This window comes from Orrella marina (assembly GCF_003058465.1).
In the GTDB taxonomy this organism is placed as follows: Bacteria; Pseudomonadota; Gammaproteobacteria; order Burkholderiales; family Burkholderiaceae_B; genus Algicoccus; species Algicoccus marinus.
In genome coordinates, this window is the sequence record NZ_CP028901.1 from 1,105,509 (window position 1) to 1,124,621 (window position 19,113).

16 protein-coding genes and 2 pseudogenes are annotated in these 19,113 nt (G+C 54.6%); 15 read left to right on the forward strand and 3 right to left on the reverse strand.

Going from position 1 to position 19,113, the window contains the following annotated elements; genetic code table 11:
- Positions 1-15 precede the first annotated feature (15 nt).
- The 6 genes and pseudogenes from DBV39_RS04930 to DBV39_RS04950 all read left to right on the forward strand — a co-directional run bounded on the left by DBV39_RS04930 (position 16) and on the right by DBV39_RS04950 (position 4,520).
- Positions 16-858 (forward strand): hypothetical protein, encoded by an 843-nt coding sequence (locus DBV39_RS04930; protein WP_108620593.1) that lies wholly within the window; start codon positions 16-18, stop codon positions 856-858.
- Between the two features lie 10 nt (positions 859-868).
- Entirely contained in the window at positions 869-1,195 is a 327-nt protein-coding gene (locus DBV39_RS04935) for an NIPSNAP family protein (RefSeq protein ID WP_108620594.1), read from the forward strand.
- Between the two features lie 18 nt (positions 1,196-1,213).
- The gene (locus DBV39_RS04940) at positions 1,214-1,912 is read left to right on the forward strand and encodes a fumarylacetoacetate hydrolase family protein (RefSeq protein ID WP_108620595.1); all 699 of its coding nucleotides are present in this window, start codon (positions 1,214-1,216) and stop codon (positions 1,910-1,912) included.
- A gap of 90 nt (positions 1,913-2,002) precedes the next feature.
- On the forward strand, positions 2,003-2,476 hold the full coding sequence (locus DBV39_RS20410; RefSeq protein ID WP_322348743.1) for an FAD-dependent oxidoreductase: 474 nt from the start codon (positions 2,003-2,005) through the stop codon (positions 2,474-2,476).
- Positions 2,458-3,729, forward strand: a pseudogene (locus DBV39_RS04945) (FAD-binding protein); the annotation flags it as partial. The gene DBV39_RS20410 and the pseudogene DBV39_RS04945, both read left to right, overlap by 19 nt.
- A complete protein-coding gene (locus DBV39_RS04950) occupies positions 3,726-4,520 on the forward strand; it encodes an SDR family NAD(P)-dependent oxidoreductase (RefSeq protein ID WP_159078807.1) in 795 nt (264 codons plus the stop codon). The pseudogene DBV39_RS04945 and the gene DBV39_RS04950, both read left to right, overlap by 4 nt.
- Positions 4,521-4,774: 254 nt before the next feature.
- Here DBV39_RS04950 and DBV39_RS04955 read toward each other — a convergent pair.
- A pseudogene (locus tag DBV39_RS04955) lies at positions 4,775-6,116 on the reverse strand (IS4 family transposase).
- Between the two features lie 912 nt (positions 6,117-7,028).
- Here DBV39_RS04955 and DBV39_RS04960 point away from each other — a divergent pair.
- From DBV39_RS04960 to DBV39_RS04980, 4 genes are all read left to right on the forward strand, one after another.
- Complete coding sequence (locus DBV39_RS04960) at positions 7,029-7,964, forward strand: alpha/beta fold hydrolase (RefSeq protein ID WP_227870814.1); 936 nt, start codon at positions 7,029-7,031, stop codon at positions 7,962-7,964.
- 180 nt (positions 7,965-8,144) lie between these two features.
- Entirely contained in the window at positions 8,145-8,390 is a 246-nt protein-coding gene (locus DBV39_RS04965; protein ID WP_407669248.1) for a DUF2306 domain-containing protein, read from the forward strand.
- Positions 8,391-8,662: 272 nt separating this feature from the next.
- Positions 8,663-9,034 (forward strand): hypothetical protein, encoded by a 372-nt coding sequence (locus tag DBV39_RS04970; RefSeq protein ID WP_108620598.1) that lies wholly within the window; start codon positions 8,663-8,665, stop codon positions 9,032-9,034.
- 332 nt (positions 9,035-9,366) lie between these two features.
- A complete protein-coding gene (locus DBV39_RS04980) occupies positions 9,367-9,654 on the forward strand; it encodes an EF-hand domain-containing protein (protein WP_193853049.1) in 288 nt (95 codons plus the stop codon).
- A 158-nt stretch (positions 9,655-9,812) separates the two neighbouring features.
- Here DBV39_RS04980 and DBV39_RS04985 read toward each other — a convergent pair whose 3' ends face one another.
- On the reverse strand, positions 9,813-10,304 hold the full coding sequence (locus tag DBV39_RS04985; RefSeq protein ID WP_108620600.1) for a hypothetical protein: 492 nt from the start codon (positions 10,302-10,304) through the stop codon (positions 9,813-9,815).
- Between the two features lie 765 nt (positions 10,305-11,069).
- On the opposite strand from DBV39_RS04985, the gene DBV39_RS04990 reads away from it, so the two are divergent.
- The 3 genes from DBV39_RS04990 (at position 11,070) to DBV39_RS05000 (ending at position 15,582) form a co-directional block, all read left to right on the forward strand.
- Positions 11,070-13,571 (forward strand): autotransporter outer membrane beta-barrel domain-containing protein, encoded by a 2,502-nt coding sequence (locus tag DBV39_RS04990; protein ID WP_108620601.1) that lies wholly within the window; start codon positions 11,070-11,072, stop codon positions 13,569-13,571.
- Between the two features lie 464 nt (positions 13,572-14,035).
- A complete protein-coding gene (locus DBV39_RS04995) occupies positions 14,036-15,097 on the forward strand; it encodes a TauD/TfdA family dioxygenase (protein ID WP_108620602.1) in 1,062 nt (353 codons plus the stop codon).
- A 197-nt stretch (positions 15,098-15,294) separates the two neighbouring features.
- Positions 15,295-15,582, forward strand: coding sequence for an EF-hand domain-containing protein (locus tag DBV39_RS05000; protein WP_227870815.1), 288 nt, complete (start codon positions 15,295-15,297; stop codon positions 15,580-15,582).
- 474 nt (positions 15,583-16,056) lie between these two features.
- On the opposite strand, the gene DBV39_RS05005 is transcribed toward DBV39_RS05000, so the two are convergent.
- Positions 16,057-17,043: an NADPH:quinone reductase gene (locus tag DBV39_RS05005; RefSeq protein WP_227870816.1), complete on the reverse strand. Its 987-nt coding sequence runs from the start codon at positions 17,041-17,043 to the stop codon at positions 16,057-16,059.
- A gap of 405 nt (positions 17,044-17,448) precedes the next feature.
- Here DBV39_RS05005 and DBV39_RS05010 point away from each other — a divergent pair, with 405 nt between their 5' ends.
- Both DBV39_RS05010 and DBV39_RS05015 read left to right on the forward strand, forming a co-directional pair.
- Positions 17,449-18,384 carry a DUF4349 domain-containing protein gene (locus DBV39_RS05010; RefSeq protein WP_108620603.1) on the forward strand — a complete coding sequence of 312 codons (936 nt, stop codon included), beginning with the start codon at positions 17,449-17,451 and terminating at the stop codon, positions 18,382-18,384.
- Positions 18,385-18,435: 51 nt separating this feature from the next.
- A complete protein-coding gene (locus tag DBV39_RS05015) occupies positions 18,436-19,044 on the forward strand; it encodes a DUF3828 domain-containing protein (RefSeq protein WP_108620604.1) in 609 nt (202 codons plus the stop codon).
- Positions 19,045-19,113: the final 69 nt, after the last annotated feature.

A 19,113-nucleotide genomic window follows, 5' to 3' on the forward strand; every position in this document is an offset into this window, starting at 1 on the left:
AAAGGAAAAATTACGATGGCATTACATCTTCCCCAAATAAAAACCTCTGACGCCGGTCGTGCTCTGGTTTTTGATTCAGCAACTCACGTCGAAGAATACGTCGATCATGAGCCATCCACCCAAGGTGATGTGCTGGTTGCCGCATCCTACGCTGGCGTGCTGTGCGCCCGGATGGTGATGTCAGCCAGACCCAAAGCGGCAATTGGACTGGACTGTGCCATTGGCAAGGACGGAGCCGGTATCGCCGGGCTTTGGTATTACGAGGCGCTCGGTGTTCCGGGTGCTGCCGTGGACACGATGACCGCAGAGATGGGAAACGGAACGGATATGTACGAGAACGGCGTGATCAGTCGCGTTAATGAAGCGGCTGAGCGTCTGGGCGTTGTGCCCGGATTAACCGTCAAGGAAGCTGTCGATGCCCTCATGACAGGATCACGCCAGCCTGCTGATTTCGACCCTGCACGACGACTGGTCATTCACACAAATGACCTTGGGCGCAGCATTGTGTGCACAGACTCCATTGCGTTTGCCCTCCCAGAGGACAAGGAACGAAACGTGTTGTGTACAGCAGGCCATACCGGACGCAGCGTTATTGAATACTTCCGCACATTCCGTCCATGGGCATTCATCTGCTCTGACGGTGGCATCGGAAAGAACAATAGCGGAATCAGTGCACTTGAGGAAGTCGATGCAGACGGAATTGCCGGCGCTTCGGTTGATGCGCTGACCGCCCGAATGGGTGATGGTCGAAGCACCTACTTTGATGGTGTGATCAGCGCTGTCAACAAGACAGCCGCAGCCAAAGGGGTGCGTGTCGGGCAAACTGCGCGCCAGGCCGCAGAACTATTGCTTGATTGAGGAGTGGATCATGTTTGTAGAACAGCGGACATACACGTTGATCCCCACTGCAAATGTCTCAGACTACTTGCGGATTTACAAGGATACCGGTGCCCTGGCGTTACAGAGAAAGATTCTCGGAAATCTGCTCGGGTACTACGTGACCGAATTTGGCATGCTGAACACGCTGGTACATCTCTGGGGCTACTCCTCGCTTGAAGAACGAACCCGCAGGCGACAGTTACTCTCCCAGGAGCCTGCCTGGCAAGACTACCTCGCGCAGGTTCGTCCCATGATTCAACAAATGGAGAACCGAATTATGGTTCCCACTGACTTCTCTCCTGGCGGTCAGCCCTAGACTCAACTCGCTCATACTATGAATGCATATGTATTACCCCCTCCCAAGGTAACCTCGTTACCTGTTGTTGGGCAGGACGGACGATTTCCAGTGCGCCGGGTAATCTGCGTAGGTCGTAACTACGCAGATCATGCTCGAGAAATGGGAAACGATCCGGACAAAGAGCCACCGTTTTTCTTTTATAAACCCACTGATGCGATCTTTGTAGCACATGCCGACGGCACCGAGATGCCGTATCCGCCCATGACTTCTAACCTGCACTATGAGATCGAACTTGTTGTGGCAATTGGCAGGGAAGGCACCAGCATCGACACCGAGTCCGCGCAAAGTCACATTTATGGTTATGCGGTAGGACTCGACATGACTCGCCGAGACCTGCAACTCAAGGCGCGAGAGATGGGTCGTCCATGGGACTGGGGAAAGGGTTTTGATAAGAGTGCACCATGCGGACCGATTTATACAGCCGAGACCGTCGGCTCGCTTGCAAGCAGTGAAATCGGCCTACATGTCAATGGTCAAACTCGACAGAAAGCAAGCTTGACTGATCTCATTTGGTCAGTTCCTGAGATCATTGCTCATGTCAGTGCATCGATCAGTTTATTACCCGGGGATCTCATCTTTACTGGAACACCCGCTGGTGTAGGTCCCGTCGAACCGGGAGATCAGATGACGGGTTATGTCGAAGGACTCGGCGAGATTTCCGTCAAGGTGATCTGAGCAGTCTGGCGGCAGGTGTGGCAGGATACGAATGAGATTCCTGGTGACTGCCACACTGTCAAATGTATTCGAGATTCGCTGGTGGGCAACATGGGAAATGATGTGCGTGAACTCGACGATCCAGTCGATGTGATCGTGGTGGGTTCCGGAGCAGGGGGGCTTGCAACGGCGGTGGCCGCTGCAGCGATGGGGCTAAGTGTTCGTGTTCTGGAGAAAGAGGCGTTTTTTGGAGGAACCACTGCCTATTCGGGCGGCGTTCTCTGGATACCCTGTCATCGCAAGGATCCCTCAATCAAAGACTCAATTGAGGCCGCTAGAACCTACATGCTGCACGAAGCTGGAGATCACTTTGATTCAGCAAGGGTTGACGCGTTTTTGCGCAGCGGCCCTGAAATGATCGAGTTTTTCGAACGCAACTCCTCGCTTGAGTTTGTTTCAGTACCTGAGTTCTCGGACTACCATCCCAATGCACCTGGGGCTATGCCGGGGGACGATCGTTACTTGCTGCCCCTTACGATGCACGTGAACTCGGACAACTTGCCAACAGACTCCGTCCACCCCTGAAAGAAATCACATTTGTTGGCATGATGTTTAATGCCAGTAAAGAAGTTTCGCACTTCTTTAACTGCACTCGCTCCCTGAGCTCCGCCATTTATGTTGTTCGTCGCCTTGCGACTCACGCTTTGGAAATGATTCGATACGGTCGTGCTCAGCGATTGACCAATGGCAATGCTTTGATAGCCAGGCTGGCTCGAAGCGCTTACGACAAGAGCGTGGAAATCAGAACTGAAACGCCAGTTTCGGGATTAATTATCGGGCAGAGTCGCTCCGGGAAGGCGACTGTTATTGGAGTCGAAGTCAGCGGTGATGGAAATGATCGTCGTCAACTCTATGCTCGCAAGGCCGTTGTGCTGGCCAGTGGAGGCTTTCCGCAAGATCCGGTTTTGAAACAGCATTTGTTCGAGCACGCACCGACAGGGCACGAGCATGTTTCTCCTGCTCCTCCAGGAAATACGGGGGATGGATGGCGTCTGGCTGAGTCCGCTGGAGGTCAGACCTTTGACATGCTGCCAAACAATGCCGCATGGATTCCTGTTTCAAAGGTCCCACATGGTGATGGAAAGTTTGGCGTTTTCCCTCATCTTGTCGATCGATACAAACCAGGAATCATTGCGGTACTGGCCAATGGGCAGCGGTTTGTAAATGAAGCAAATTCTTATCACGATTTTGGGTGCGCGTTGCGTCAGGCCTGTCAAGGTGGCACCTGTGAAGCATGGCTCATCTGTGATGACAGAACGATCAATCGCTACGGCTTGGGTTATGCCAAGCCATTCCCAGTCCCAAAAGGAGGGCTGATCAAGTCCGGCTACCTCATTCGTGCCAGAACAATTCAAGACCTCGCTCTTCAGGCTGGCATTAATTCAGAAGGGTTGCTTAAAACCGTCGAGTTAGTCAATCGAGATGCTGCGACGGGTGTTGACACACATTATGGAAAAGGCTCGACAGCCTACAACCGCTTTCTTGGCGATCCTTCTCACTTGCCAAATCCGTGCTTTGCCGAGATAGAAAAAGGACCTTTTTACGCGGTGAAGGTTGTCATGGGCGATCTAGGCACATTTGCAGGTGTCAGAACAGATGAGAACGGTCAGGTAATAGGATCGGATGGGAGCGTTGTTCCAGGCCTTTACTGCGTAGGCAATGACGCATTAAGTGTCATGGGGGGAGCTTATCCAGGCGGAGGTATCACGCTTGGTCCGGCCATGACCTTTGGCTACCGGGCCGCACAATCGATCTCAAAAAAGAAGGAGACAACTTGAGTACCGAAACTTTTTCACCGCAGGCACTTGCAGACAAAGTGATTGTCGTTACTGGTGCTGCGGGGGGCATAGGTGCGTCCATTGTCCGAACGATACGGGATGCCGGTGCAACCGTAATAGCAGTGGATAGAAATATGCAAGCACTGGATACAGTGGTGCGTTCGATTAAGCTCGAAAATGAGCAGGCACTCCAGTGTGACCTTTGTGATCTGCAACAGGTTGAAGCACTTTCTGACTCGCTACATCAGAAGTATGGAATGATAAGTGGTGTGGTTAACAATGCTGCAATCCTGCCTGAAAACGACAGCCTGCTTTCATGCACAGACACCCAGTGGAATGCCGTCATGCAGGTCAATCTGCAGTCGGTACTTTGGTGCTCCCGATACTTGACCAAAGGCGTTCGCACCTCCGGTTGTTCCGGTAGTATCGTCAATATTGCATCAATCGCGGCACACCTTCCGAATAATAGTGTCGCTTACGGGGCGAGTAAGGCAGCTGTTTTGGCACTGACGAGACAGATGGCAGTTGAATGGGGAGAGTGTGGTCTTCGGGCCAATGCGGTCAGTCCAGGGATGATAATGACGCCAATGTCCGCGCAGTTCTATGAGGATAAAGCTTTGCATGCCAGGAGGCGATCAATGATTCCATCAGGGCGAATTGGTCAGCCCGAGGACATCGCAAACGCTGTTGCATTCCTGCTGTCTGAGGCATCGACTTACATGACGGGCCAGGAGTTAACAGTCGATGGGGGCTTTAGCCTTGCATCTTTGTATCGTATGCAAACAACATGATCCGCCCGGAAACGATGGCCGTTGCGAAGATAATCAGAGCCCTGATTGACTCATAGTTTCTTTGATCGCCAGAAATCATCCGGGTGAAACTTGAACGCCAGGTTGGACAATGCCTGGATGTGTAATGACTCCGCATTTTGCCGTCGACTCAGCAGCGTAAAAAGTTCTTTGTAAAGAGGTTGATTCTTTGACATAACACCCTCCGATCCCGCGATCGATCTTGCGCAGACTAAACCCATGTCATTACACACAAGTCATTCGTCCTGAAGTTCCCGGGCAAATTTCAATCCGGCCGCGAAGTCGACCACCCGTTGTAATCCGAGCCAGATCGTTTTGACACCCGGTTCGCCATCACCCTTTCGACCCAGGAACCCACCGAGCATGGCAATCAGGCGGATCACCTCATTGAGTTTGGGCGGTGACTTCGGGGCTTTCTTTTTGTTCAAGATGTAGGCAGCCTGCCATTCGTCTTTCTCAAACAGCAGGGCTGCATCCAGATCCGGGCAGGTTCTGCCCAAGCGCATCAACCTCGCAATGCGCCAGGCCACCACCATGAACAAGGCCAGTGCGCGCTCCAGTCGATCCACGGTACTCAGCTGCAAAGCTTCGACCTTGCAGCCATTTTTCAACACATGAAAGAACAGTTCGATCTCCCATCGCGCCCGATACCAGTCAATCAACTCAATGGCTGACTCGAGCGTTTGCACTTCGCGGTTGGTGAGTAATCGCCATTCGACTGGCTTGACACCTTTGGGCGCCTCGTCCTCACGTGCGACCAGGCAACTGACCTCAATCTCACCGCCCTTGCCATCGGCAATCATCAGGCGTCGCACCCAGATGCGTTGCCGCACTTCACGAGCCTTCTGGCCCTGGCGCGAGGGCATCGTAAAGCAGATGCCTCCCAGTGGATCGCCCTCGGTCACCGTCGACCACAGCTTGCCACCTTCCGGTAATGCCCGGTTGTGTTGTGAGCGGATCAGCCAGTCAGCCGGATGGCCCAGATCCCGGGCCAGCGCCATCAGTGCTGCGATGTCAGCCTCGCGATCAGCCACATACACCAGCCGGGTCTCGGGCAGAGTCGGTGCCAGCTCTGCAACACGGCTGTAACCTTCACTCCAGCGCGTACTCTCGGTGACACCTGCTCGTTGGCCACTCTCATCTCGGGGCTCCCGGGCCCACGTCCAGGCATCAAGCACGCCCAGTGGTTCACGCTCAGGGGTGACTGCATACGTGGGATGCAGATACATCCCTCGCTGTGCCTCGTAAGACAACGGACCCAGCCCGCCAATGCTCTGACCGTTGAAGTCTAGCTCCGTGGTGTCTTGCAGACATAGCACCACCTGATGCGCTCGCATACGCGTCTCGGCGCATTGCCAGTGCGGTGCAAGGATATCTTCCCATCCGATCTCATCCTGCGCCAGAAACCGATAGGCCGCCTGGGGTTTCAGCCCAGCCACCACACGCTTGCGGGATGCTCGCCATCGGATTGGCTGCCATTTGCTCGGCAAGCAAAGCCGTACGTTTGTTCAGGCGTTTGTCGCCCAGGTCAATGTTCTTGAACTCTTCTGCAGCCCAACTCACGCCATTCTTCCGCAACTCAATACAAAGTCAGTATGTTACGCGCCATTCCTAAAGTTGTGTGTAATGGGATGGACTAAACCACCTGCACAAGACGTACAGTAATTGATCTGCGAACACCATGCTTGCCAAAGTACATGCGACACCTGTTGATTCAAGGCCTCGCCTTTGGCCATCACGATACCGTTTTTCGGCCTTGCACGCCCCCTTCTGTCCAATGGACCGCGTACGGGGTAAGTCACTACGGATACAGGGATCGAAACACCCATGAAAGTAATCGATGGACCCCGGGCCTGGGATCCCGCAGCCTGCCTGATTCAGTGACTGGAACTTTGGGTCGATATCAGGCCCGCCAGTTTTTTTGCACAATACGTAGATAGCATGGTCTGCCAGCGTCTTATGGGGTGCTTCATCTGCGCGCGCTCTGGCGGATAACGCACTCGTCACAGTTTCCCCGACCGAGGAAGACGCTACCTACCGCATTCTTTTTACGAGGATTGCGGCAAGGCGACTACTTGATGAAGGCGGCTTACTTGAGTTCTGGCAGAAAACCGAGGAACTTGGAGGCCGTCCTGGCCGTACAACATTTCGGGTGCGCAATCACGCCTGGATGCATGAAAGTGTGATTTCCTTCCTGACACCGAATGGGTGGTCTTTCGTGGTTGCCACTGAAGACGAGTGCCTGGAAGTGGTGAGCGAGGCCATTCCAATGATCACGAAAGAGTAAAGGTGCCTTCTCTGGTTCCGACATTTCTGAGAGGAGGGCGTGTTTAAACGATTGAGGTGTGCTGCATTGACACCATGATCTTTCAATCGTAGAGAGAAGCTTCCTGCCTGATCATTTCCGAGTCCTGCAAGCGTTGACGTCAGGGCTTGTTTCCCGTCACGGGCAGACGGCATCCACGTGCCCAGGTTGGATGCGTCATCACCTTGGCCGGTCAACGCCCGAACTGGCGTGATACGCTTTCGATCAAACACTATGTTGAGTCAGAGGAGCATGTCATGCCCGAGCAGAACAAGGTAGTTAACGAGGTTGAGCTTTTTTATCAAATGAAAGGGACCGGCCCGGCGTTGCTGTTGCTGCATGGGTTTCCACAGAACCGATCCATCTGGCGACGAGTCTGCGAACAGTTGTCCGACACATACACTCTCGTCATGCCAGACCTGCGCGGTTATGGCAGCTCACCGAAACCTGCATCGGATCCTCACCATCAGAATTACTCCAAACGCCAGATGGCCCTCGATCTGATCGCACTAATGGATCGACTGGGTATTGAACAGTTTGGAGTCGTCGGTCATGATCGAGGCGGCCGGGTTGCCCATCGTCTGGCGGCAGACTTTCCGACCAGAGTCCAGAGACTGATGCTGCTCGACATATCACCCACCCTGAAAATGTATGAGCAGACAGACATGAGGTTTGCGCTTGGATACTGGCACTGGTTTTTTCTGGTGCAGCCAGCGCCGTTACCAGAGCAACTCATTGGAGCGGATCCACAAGGCTTCATGGAAGCGTTCATGCTGAAGCGACACGGTGGCCGCGCCGTATTCGAACCTGAGAACTGGGCCCAGTACCTTGAAGCCATTAAAGACCCAGCCTGTCTGCATGCCATGTGCGAGGACTATCGGGCATCCGTCACGATCGACCTTGAGCATGATCGAGCTGACCGCGCAAAGGGCACCAGGCTGTCGCAGCCTTTGAGGGTTCTGTGGGGACAACACGGCATGATTGAACGCTGTTTTGATCCGATCAATGACTGGCTTGAAGTGGCACAATCAGTATCAGGGCGCGCACTTGATACAGGCCATTACTTACCAGAAGAGCAGCCGCAGGAGGTCGCACAGGAGATCCGTCAATTTTTTAAATAAGCAAGAATTTGTGACGATTCAGACAGGGGCACAGTGGCCGATACGACACACATCTGGACAGCTACGATCGCAGTGCACACGGCGTTGGCAGCGGTCTCGCTACTATCAGGAGCACTTCTCCTGTGGGGCCGCAAAGGGAACCGTGCTCACCAGATAGCGGCGTGGGGCTGGGTGATCTGTATGGCAGCAGTCGCTGGCTCTTCTTTTGCGATTTATGGCCCCGACGGTTATTCCTGGATTCACGGCCTGTCGGTCCTGACCCTTTTGATGCTGGCAACCGGAGTGATGCGCGCACGATCTCACAATATCGCGGCACATCGTGCCAATATGATCTCACTCTATGTCGGCGCATTGGTTATTACCGGTCTGTTTACGCTCTTGCCAGGGCGCCTTCTGGGCAATGCGTTGTGGGGCTGGCTTGGTTAAACGCTGAATCAATCAGACCGCTGGCCGGATCAACGTCCGGCCTGTTCCTTGACTGCGGCATTATGAGCGTGATGCCATCCCATGGCCAGGCACGAAGAGAGCACAGAGGGAAGAGCAGAGAGTGATCAACCGGAATTCTCAATCACTCTTTCTGTTCGATGACCAAAAAATATGCTACCGGTTTCCACTACTGTGCGATACGATTTCCGTACCGGAATCTCTGATCAGTCCGATCACGATTTGTCGGGTCTCCACACCGAAGAGTCGATCCCATGAGAAAAACAACCATACTCGTCGCGTTAGGGCTCACGCTTGTGACCCCATACGCGCATGCAGTCATTTATTGCACTAGTGTCGGAGTACCGAAGGGATGCGTCGTGCGACCGGTCGCAGGGGTAGGTGCGCCCGGAGTCGGTGTTGGTGCACCAGGCATGGGGGTCGGCGCGCCAGGGGCGGGTGTTTACGACCCTGGCATTAATCAGCCAGGCGCTGCCGGCAACGTCGGCGTAGTTCGACCCGCAGTCGGCGTCGGAGCACCCGGAGCAGGGGTCTACGACCCAGGAATCAATCAACCAGGCGCAGCGGGGAATGTCGGCAATCCCATGAACCGCGGCGGGCCTGTCAACCGCGTTGGGCCACGCTGAAGCGGATTGATGGAAAGTTGACGGTGGGTGCATGCAAGGACCTGTCTGGTCTGACATACACGTCTGACCAGAAACCAGACACGCACCTGATCAATATGCCGATGGTTATGCGGGCAAGGTTTGGATCGCGTTGTCCGGAATGTCATCGCATGGTGCCCGGGCATGCATTACGATCCGCCCAGGTCAAGGCCGCAGCAATGGTCACTTCGGATCGCAATTGACGACAAGAGGTTAAGGGCATAGTCTTGCGCCTTGACTCTCCACTGCGCGACCCGAGACGATGGATGGCTCAATCGATCAATGATCGCAAACCTTTTGCATAGGTGACTAACATGCTGGTTCTTTCCAGAAAATTCGCACAAATCCTGCTGGCAAGCGTGTTTGTTTTGTTTTGGGCCCAGGCGTCGGGTGCTTCGGACAGTTCTGCTGATATGCAGGAGCGTCAGGAGGTCATTGATCGTTTCAATGCGGCCGACAAAAACGACGACGGCAAGCTAACCAGGGAAGAGGCACAAGAAGGAATGCCAAAAGTTGCAAAGTCATGGTCGCGTATCGACGAGGACAACAAGGGGTACATTACGCTGGACCAGCTCTTATCCGTCATGCGACTGAAAGACTGATTGAAGAGCCGCGCGGAGATCATCGAAGCTGACTTGCTGGCTTACTGGAATACAGAAATGCAAGGAATGGATCGCCGCAGCGGCTTGCTTTGCCCCCAGCGACTCTGGCCTCAATCCTCCAGAACATTGTCGCCCCCCTTGGTCCAATCGCCTTTACCTCATCCGGACTTAACGTACGTGTAAAGTGCACACATCATGCGCTCCGGATCATTCTGATCTTTGAGAGGCAACTGCGCCAGATGGAGATGGCCCGGGTAATAGTAGGCCATCATTTGCATGTCAGGTTGCCCGGAGAGGCCATCGCTGACTTGAATCACCAGGTAGTCCACCGGTTTTTGCCCGCACAACAAGTTGCCGTTCAACAGAACCGGGTTCGCTCGATCCTTCAGTCCAAAAAGCGTCTGACCTGTTTGTGGTTCGTGCTCAAGAAGATCAAGATAGATCGACACCCCATTGGAAAACTGCAACTCGTTATCTGACAACCTGATGTCACCCGTAATCGCCATTGCGGTCGTACTCAGCGCCACCCAGTTTGACGGAGTCGGAAAGACTGTCGCCTGTTTTGGGCTGACGTAGTCTTGCACCAGACCACAACTGGTCAGGAGTATGGTCCCTCCAAAAACCGCGACCGACTGGACAATATTCCTCATTCGGGTTCCAGGCATAAGATGCAGGGGAGATGAAGTGATGATGAAAACGGTTTGGCAACTGCAAAACAGGGGAGAGGACGCACCAAGCCTGTCTGCCTCGAACTTTGCCGCCCGGTATAAGCGTCCAGTTTATCCGCAATCGCGTATCAAATATCAAAACGTTGCTGTACAACATCATTGACAAAAAAGCTCCCTGATCCTGGCCCCATTCTTGAGCCAGATCATGTTCCCGGTGATATGCTTAAAAACGATCAGGCACTAATAAACAAGTAAAAAACTGCCACCCATTCAATGCTTTCACCAGCACAACCATTCCTACCTGTTCCGTCGGTACCGTATTAAAGCCAGGCCCGCAGTTGTTTTGTCCTGAGTTACCAAGGACAGATCCCACATCAGTTTGATTGAACGAGGACCTTCAGCGCCGAATGGCTTCTGGGTTTCAGGTGTCCACGAAAACCGGATTTCACTTCACCGCGCGAGGGTGTATCCCTGGTGTGAGCTCTGGTTCATTATTCTGAGTCACCGAGAAATCATTATGAAAGCCCTCCGCATCAATCCTCTCTACCTGTTGTGCATGCTGGTCATCGCACCGGTTGCCAAATCAGCAGGAATAGACCTGCGAGGCGCACCAGATTACGCATCACTTCAGTACGGCACCAGTTCGGTAACGACGATCACAGGCATCCGGGACAGGAACATCACCGGCAACTTCAGTATCGGCACTACCGGAAACACCGGGGGGTCCTGTACGACAATGTGTTGTCGATGTCTGCCGCCTCTGCCTATCCCATCGCCACTGCCAATCAGTCGAACTATCCTGGATCTGTTGCCAGCACGCCCTACGGGCCGAGCTTCGGCTCCCCAGCAGGGATCTTGCGTGCCGTTGGCAGCTTCAAAAACGCCGGCGATTCCTACGACCAGGGCTACCTTTTCGACGGAGCAACGCGCCGCAGTACGGTTTTGCTGCCATCCTCACTCACGCCGGATCCGGTTCTGTTCACCATTGCACACAGCAACTTCGGGAACCAGGTAGTCGGCAACTATGACACGCAACTCAAGACCGGTAACTCGTTCATTTACAACATCGCCACGCAAAGGTACTCATCGGTACCACTGGCAGGCACCCAGTTCGATCCGGCCAGACCGATATCCGACGTAGTGAGCAACACTGCCTACGGGGTCTACAACAATGTGATCTCGGGTGGCTACACCGGCAAGTTCAACGGTGTCGATGGCACTTACGCCTACATCCACAACCAGGGCAACGGAAAAACCTACACCTTCTCATCACCTGATGGCTCGATTGTGACGCACTTCGAGGGCATCACCAGCGCAGGTCAGCCAGGTGTCTACAACATGGTCGCCGATGCGGTGGATGTGTTTGGCAAACCCGTCAAAGCGTACGTCGCAACCGTTGACTTAAATGCCATAGACCCCGCCACCGGACAGCCATTTATCACCTGGACCGAGATTGCCGTGGGCAAGCAGTTAACCTCGGCCAACTCGATGTATCAAGGAAACGTGATTGGCGTGTATACCGATGGTGGCATCACATACGCCTACTATGCCGATATCGGCGACAAGAGGATATCGATCGCCGGTACCGATCAGCCCCTCTATCGTCCCATACACGTTCCAGATGGACGCACTTCAACCGTCTTCGCCGGCGGTGCGGATGTGATCAATCACGGTTTGCTGCGCGTTGCTGGCGGCGATGGTATTCAAAGTGGATCGAGCTGTGGATACCTGGGCTGCGCAGGCTCGACCGCCTATGGCGGCGTGGTCTCGAATTACGGGACTGTCAGTGTCAGTGGTTCGAACACCTTGTCTGCGGTCAGGATGCAAGGGACATTTGGAACACTGGTCAATTATGGCACCCTGCGCGCACGAGATGGTGGCTATGCCATTCGAACTGACGCCTCAGCCCGAGGATCGCTGATTGTCAACGGAACTGGCGGCGTGATCGATGGCAGGGTGTCGGCACTGTCGGGCCGGTTCGCCCGGTTTGAGAACAGCGGCCTGATGACAATCTCAGAGGCTGGCGCCGGTGCGACTCACCAGATCAGTGGCACGTTCGTGCAGACAAGCGACGGTGAACTCGGTCTGCGTATCAACGCATCGGGTGCTGACGCACTCGAAGTCGCCGGAACAGCCCGGGTGGCTGGCGCCTTGACGCTGGTCGCGGCTGATGACGACTACGGTTCTGCCAGACGCACCCTGGTCAGTGCAAGCGAGGGACTGGCCGGACGTTTTGAGAGCATCAACACCAACCTGCAGAACGCACACCGGTTCGGCTACGACGCCAACAGTATGTACGTTGATGTGTTCGAGTTCAGGACTGCTGATGTTCAACTCTCGGTTAACCGCACGCTCGCATCAGTGCAACAGACACTTGCCGTCCAGAACGCTGCGCTCGTCAACAGTTTCATGTACGACTGTGGTCTCTTTAACGAGCATGGGGTCTGCGCCTCGATCGGGATGCGCTACACCGCCATCAACGCCAGTGGTATGGATGAGTCGGCAGGAACGTTCGTACTGGCGTATCGCCTGACTCCCGAGTTTCGCTTCGGAGCCTATATCGACCAGACAGTCTCGAACGCGAACAGCAACAACATCGCATCCCTGAGCACCACCATGCCATTGATCGGCCTGTTTGGTGCATGGCAGGAACGCCCCGACGGGATCGGGGCGGGCATCAAGCTCTCTGCCGCCTATGGCGAACAACAAGCATCCGTTGTCCGATCGCCAATCAATGGAACTGAACTTGCCACGGGAACCACCAACCTGACCGGCCAAGGATTTCAGTTACTGACGACCTATGGCTTGGGCGTGGCACAAAGGACAGTCCTTTCGCCCTATCTGGGAGTGCGCTACACCGAATCCAGCAGCAGTGCATACACGGAATCCCAGTCAGCCGGAGTCCGGGCTGCGCTGTCATATGGCGGATTGAGCTCCGATCTCACCACCTTGCTAGCAGGTCTGAGCCTGCGTCACCAATTCAATGACAGCTGGTCCCTGATGCTCAGTGCTGGTGTCGAATCTGACCTCAACCAGTCCACTGACTCCGTCACAGTCACCGGACTGCAGGGTCTTAATGCAAGCGCGCTCAACAACGATCCTGTTCAGACTCGCGCAACATTTGCGGCTGGCCTGTGGTTCGACATCACCAAGAACCAGCGCGTCTCGCTCGACTATGTGTACCGGCAATCTCCCTACCAGGGGATTGACAGCAACGCCGTGTTTCTGAACTACACAATCGGTTTGTGATCCAGTTACCTCACGCTCAACAACTGACGCCATAACTGAAGTATCAGAACTCAAGCACCATCCCTGACTCCACGCCTCTTGCCGTCAAACTGGGGGGTGGCGTCAGTCTTTGTCGAGACGCTCGGCTGGCCTGACCTGACATGACCTGGCGAGTTGGCTTTGTGCAGGGTTCTGACTGGCACCTGGCAGCAACCCGCCAATACTCAGGCAGACAGCAATTCAGGCTTGAGTGACAGCGTTATCGCTCCATGTTTGTCCGATTTTCTGCAAACGCAGTGAGGTCTGAGCCAAGACCTGGTCTGCTAACAAGGCCCGCTGGCAAGTTATGGTGAAAGGTATACTCAACTGAGTAGACTGGCAACAAGAGCAACTGTTACCAAACGTGCAACGCAGGTCACATTAACGCCCAAGATCCACGCAATCAAGACCTGCTCCTCGCTTAAACAGACTGACGGGATTGAACCATGCCAAGTTTTGTGAACTGGACCGCTCCAGATCTGGAATCTGACAAACGCTGGGTCTTCCGGCTCAGTGATCGTGCTATCGCGGAGATCGTTGAGCAAGCCAGGCGGTCATCTCATCTTGCAGACGATTTGCTGAGAATTGACCGAAAGACGTTTCACTTGTCACCCGAGACTGTCAAAGAGTTCACGACGGCGCTCGAGATGACCCAACACGCCTATGGTGTCAGTCTGATCAAAGGATTTCCAGCGCGAGACCTTTCTGAAGCAGAGTTCCGGGTAGCGACTTGGGGAACGGGACTCTACATGGGATTGGCTCGGCCTCAGAACGTTGCTGGTGATTTTCTGACGGATGTGCGCGACGCAGGATCTTCAGCCTACCGAGTGGTCAACGGTCGTGGCTACAACACCAGTTCTGAACTGGATTTCCACATCGACTCCGCTGATGCTGTCTTGCTGTACTGCCGGCGAGAAGCCAGGTCAGGTGGAGAGAGTCTCATCACCAATCCTTTCTCAGTCGCGCAACACCTGATCAAGCAAAATCCGGATCACGCGCCAATGCTGACTCAGCTATATCCCTTTAGCCTGGGTGGCTACAAAGTCGACGGTAAGGAACACTATCTACTGCCATTGATGGAGCAGCAGGGAGATGCTTGCGCATTTCGGATCAATATCAAGAACATCAAGAATGGAGCCATCCAGGCCGGCATGACGCTCTCGTCCGAAGAAATGGAGTTTCTGTATAAATTTCAGGATCTCGCGGGATCAGATCGATTTTGCTATCGGATGTACCTGCAAGAGGGCGACATCCAGATTCTCAACAACTTTCATATCATCCATTCCCGAACCGCGTTCGAAGACTTCGATGAGCCCGATCGCAAGCGTCATCTCATCCGGCTTTGGCTGTGTTTACAGCAGTCACAGCCGCTCCCTGAAAGCTGGCACACGTCGTTTGGCAGCATAGAGCCTGGCAGCGTGCGCGGTGGGTTTCGTAACATTGCACTGGACGCCCGCTACGAAGCCCATATGCGCGAACAGTGCGAGGCCCTCGGGATTCGACTATGACCTCATCCATTACGCAACGATCGAGACCGCATCGGCAGGGCACACACAGATTGTTGCTTTCCGCGTGAATAAACGATAATTACTGATTGACCAAGAAATCCAGGGCATAGTCTGGCTTTCTAAACTTGATCGCGCAGCGTCTGGCGATTAAGTTTCCGGCCTGTTAATGCTCGCGTCCATCGCAGAAGGTGACTGACATGACGATGATCTCCAAAAAAGTCGCACAGACCATACTGGCCAGCACGTTCATCGTGCCCTGGACGGCCGCCTGGGCTGCCTCCGACCTGCCTGCTGCCCCTCAAAACAAACAGGAGGTCGTTGAACGTTTTACGACTGCGGACAAGGATGGTGATGGGAAAGTCACCCGCGAAGAAGCAGAGCAAGGTATGCCAAGAGTCGCAAAGTCCTGGGACAGAATCGATCAGGACAACAAGGGCTATATCACTCTTGAGCAACTGCTGGTGGTCTTAGGCGTGAACGACTGAGCATTTGTCCACGCAGTCCCCTTTCTGGTCCGGCTGGTTCGCCTGCGAGCCTTTAGGTGCGTATTCCGATGATCGTGACCACTCATTCCGGTCATTGTGACCAGCCCGTCAGAGGGTACTGGGTCATGCGTGTTTTTCTCAACCATGCGGTAGTGTGTCGGGCTTTCTGGAGCCCGCATTTTTTGGAGCCCGCATGTCATCGCCTTCAATGAGCACGCAAATGATCAGGAATGTTCCCGATCAAACGCATTGTCTGGGCTACTCACAGGTCAGACGATGCACAAAAACAGCAGAGACAGCATGCTCATGAAGGCCATGAAGGGGGCCCTCTCAATCCGTTTATCTCGGGATTAACCGGTTTGCCATCGTCGACGTCAGTGCAAAGCTCTGGTCACTGGAGGTGCCACCACTGAAAGTGTTACCGTTCTTCGATGATCATGCTACCAAAGTCAAGCAAAATCCCGCACGGCGAGTCTACTCGCAATGCACCAGCACCTTGCCAACCTCCTTTCCGGACTCGACCGCCTCGTGGGCTGCCACAATTTCTTCAAGTGCGAAGCAGGGTCCTGACAGATGCTGCAACACTCCTTGTTCGAGCAGTCGGTTGACCCCTTCCACGCATACCTTGCGTTGCTTTTCTGTGAGCTCATACACCAGGAAGAACTTCAACGAGATGGAACGCGGTAGCAAAGCCCCAAAACTCACCGGGATCCACCCACGATCATTTGACCCGAAGCATACAAACTGGCCATGAGAGGCCAGCACACCTTGCTCAATCAGTGCAGCACTGGTCGAAAAATCCATGTCAATGATGGCATTCACGCCTTTGCTACCTGTCAGTTTCAGCACTTCCCGGGCAACGTCTTGCTCCTTGTACAGGATCAGCTCGTCAAACCCTGCCTCGCGCAACAGATCTGCCTTGGCCTGAGATCCAACGGTGCAAATCACTCGTGCACCTCTTTCTCTGGCCATCTGCGCGGCATAGAAGTTCACTGCTGAGGCACCTCCGATGACCAGCACAACGTGCCCAGCCTCAATCTCTGCCAGTTCGACCGCCTGATAAGCCGTCAGCGCCGGGATCCCAAGGCAAGCACCTTCCTGCATTGAAGCGCGCGTGGGCAGAAAGACCGCCTGATTCTCGGGCAGTGCCACATACTGAGCGCACGTTCCAAGAGGACGTCCGTACTGGGCATTCCAGGTCCAGACACGCTGGCCGACCCGGGCAGGATCAACACCAGCTCCGACTTGGTCGATCACGCCCGCGCCATCACTATGCGGGATGATGTAAAGATCACTCACCGGACGGCTGCCTGCACGGGACTTGACGTCAGAAGGGTTCACCCCGGAATACGCCAGTCGGATTCGCACCTCTCCCGGACCGGGCTCTGGCGTTGGACGATCCCCAAACTGCAATACCTCGGCTGCCGCCCCGTTACGCTCGTACCATGCCGCCTTCATCATTCGCCTCCATCCTGTTTATTACCCAGGCGCAGATTGCGCCTGGCGCCTAACCACTCAATCAAACGACGAGTCCAGAAAGGCAGACTCCAGACATCTGATCAAGACATGAAACTCGCACCTGCGAGCTCCTGCTGGCATCCTCAGGCATCTAACAAGTACACACTAGCAGTGTTCTGACTTTGTGAGACGGCCTGCAAGGTCACGTTCATCTTTACTTTCAGACTGTACGCGTGAGCGCAAGCTCTGAGCAACCCCGCCAGAATACTTGCAAGTCATCAACCGCGTCCGGATGTCGGGTAGCTCACCCGACAGGAGCACGAGCCAGTTACTCAAAATGACAGCTCATCCTGCTATGCTTGGCTCAGGACTTTCTGATACCGGTTTCCATCCACTCTGGGCTGACTGATGCAACGCAAACTCATTTCTCTGGCAGTTCTGACCCTTACGCTCGGTCTTGGCGGCTGCTACGACTCGTACGACGAGCAGACGGCGGAACAGGGCGTTTACAACTCGCAGGATGCTTCTATTGCCAGCGACCCCATATCGGATCGTTCCACTGCAAGTCTCATGCGGGCAGCGCCGGTGGCGAACGCCGACGCAGGTGGGCAGGCGGCAGACATGGAAGCTACTCGCAAGATAGCCGAATCCCAGCAATGGGTGTTCGAGACCAGATCAGATGTGCTGGAGTCAGTCTGGCAGGCACACAGGGATATCTGCCTGAAGCTTGGTCAGGAGTGCGAGATTGTGCAAGCATCGATTTCCAGTCGAGGCCCAGGAGAGGGCGCAAACTATGGAAACATTGAAATGCGGGTGGACCACACTGCGTTCGACCATTTCCTCAGTTCGATGCAGTCGGCAGGACCAGCCCCGATCGAAACAAGCATCACTCGCGAGGACCGCACGCTTGAATGGGTCGACCTTCAGTCAAGGCTGGATAACGCCAAGAACCTGCGCGACAGACTACAGGCGATGATCAGGCAGGCAGATCAGGAACACAAGTTATCGGATCTGCTGGCCATTGAACGCGAGCTCAACCGGGTGCAATCCACAATCGACTCCATGCAGTCGCAGTCCCGGGTCATGGCCCGGCAGACCGACAAGGTCCGCATGAACTTCACCTACCGCAGTGCGCCGCAAACTGTGTCGCGTGACATCTGGGATCCGATTCGTCATGCTTGGCACAACATGACCGGCACCTTCTCTCGAAGTGTCGGTGATGTGATGCTGTTTGTTGCGGGCACCATCCCTTGGCTGGTTGTCCTGATCCCAGGGTGGATCTTTGGACGCTGGGCGCTGCCCAAGGTTTTCGCGCGCTGGCTCAAGCGCCCCGTGTCAAGGTGAGACAACGCAACTGTTCGCACCCGATTTTTTCCCAGATAGCGAAGGAGTTTCATGGCAGAGAATTCCGATGGACCGTGGCCTGGCATCCAGACAGGACTGAGCATACCCGGCAGACAGCTGATTCTGGCGTGCACAAGCCTGGTAGTGGCCTTCGCATTGATGGGCTGTGCCTCGAAGCTGGTGAATGATCAGGAAGCAGTGAGCCAGCGCGAAGCCGTACATGAGTTCTACGACCAGGTCATCACGCTCAATATCCACGGTCTGCCCGACAAGGCGGAAATGTCCCAGCTGGCCCCACTGATGTCCGGGCGACTCGTCTCACTGCTGGAAACAGCGAAAGCGCACGAGGCGAGGGAGCTTGGCCTTCACAGAGGCACTGAACCACCCCTGATTCAAGGCTCTGTTTTTGTTTCGTTATTTGAAGGCGCCAGCCGCGTCATTGCGATTGAACCAGACGACACGCCCAACATGTGGGCTGTCACGCTCGCCTACGGTCAGCCAGGGACAGACGAGTTTGACTGGACAGATGAAGTCTTACTCACCAAAGAGTCAGGCAAATGGGTTGTTGACGACATTGATCTGCTGGGCCAATGGGATTTTGCACGAACTGGCTGGCTATCCAACTCGCTAATCATTTCGCAAACAGAACCATCACGGTAATTGACTGGTCGCCATACCTTCAGCGAAAGAATCCATACATCTGAGTTGCAATCGTCCTGACAGACGTGT

Bases quoted from the DNA above. Each gene is read 5' to 3' on its own strand.
- DBV39_RS04990 (WP_108620601.1), top strand. From the start codon at position 11,070: ATGTCTGCCGCCTCTGCCTATCCCATCGCCACTGCCAATCAGTCGAAC.
- DBV39_RS05010 (WP_108620603.1), top strand. From the start codon at position 17,449: ATGCAACGCAAACTCATTTCTCTGGCAGTTCTGACCCTTACGCTCGGT.
- DBV39_RS04985 (WP_108620600.1), bottom strand. From the start codon at position 10,304: ATGAGGAATATTGTCCAGTCGGTCGCGGTTTTTGGAGGGACCATACTC.
- DBV39_RS05015 (WP_108620604.1), top strand. From the start codon at position 18,436: ATGGCAGAGAATTCCGATGGACCGTGGCCTGGCATCCAGACAGGACTG.
- DBV39_RS04980 (WP_193853049.1), top strand. From the start codon at position 9,367: ATGCTGGTTCTTTCCAGAAAATTCGCACAAATCCTGCTGGCAAGCGTG.
- DBV39_RS04965 (WP_407669248.1), top strand. From the start codon at position 8,145: ATGGCAGCAGTCGCTGGCTCTTCTTTTGCGATTTATGGCCCCGACGGT.
- DBV39_RS20410 (WP_322348743.1), top strand. From the start codon at position 2,003: ATGGGAAATGATGTGCGTGAACTCGACGATCCAGTCGATGTGATCGTG.
- DBV39_RS04930 (WP_108620593.1), top strand. From the start codon at position 16: ATGGCATTACATCTTCCCCAAATAAAAACCTCTGACGCCGGTCGTGCT.
- DBV39_RS04935 (WP_108620594.1), top strand. From the start codon at position 869: ATGTTTGTAGAACAGCGGACATACACGTTGATCCCCACTGCAAATGTC.
- DBV39_RS04940 (WP_108620595.1), top strand. From the start codon at position 1,214: ATGAATGCATATGTATTACCCCCTCCCAAGGTAACCTCGTTACCTGTT.
- DBV39_RS05005 (WP_227870816.1), bottom strand. From the start codon at position 17,043: ATGATGAAGGCGGCATGGTACGAGCGTAACGGGGCGGCAGCCGAGGTA.
- DBV39_RS04995 (WP_108620602.1), top strand. From the start codon at position 14,036: ATGCCAAGTTTTGTGAACTGGACCGCTCCAGATCTGGAATCTGACAAA.
- DBV39_RS04970 (WP_108620598.1), top strand. From the start codon at position 8,663: ATGAGAAAAACAACCATACTCGTCGCGTTAGGGCTCACGCTTGTGACC.
- DBV39_RS05000 (WP_227870815.1), top strand. From the start codon at position 15,295: ATGACGATGATCTCCAAAAAAGTCGCACAGACCATACTGGCCAGCACG.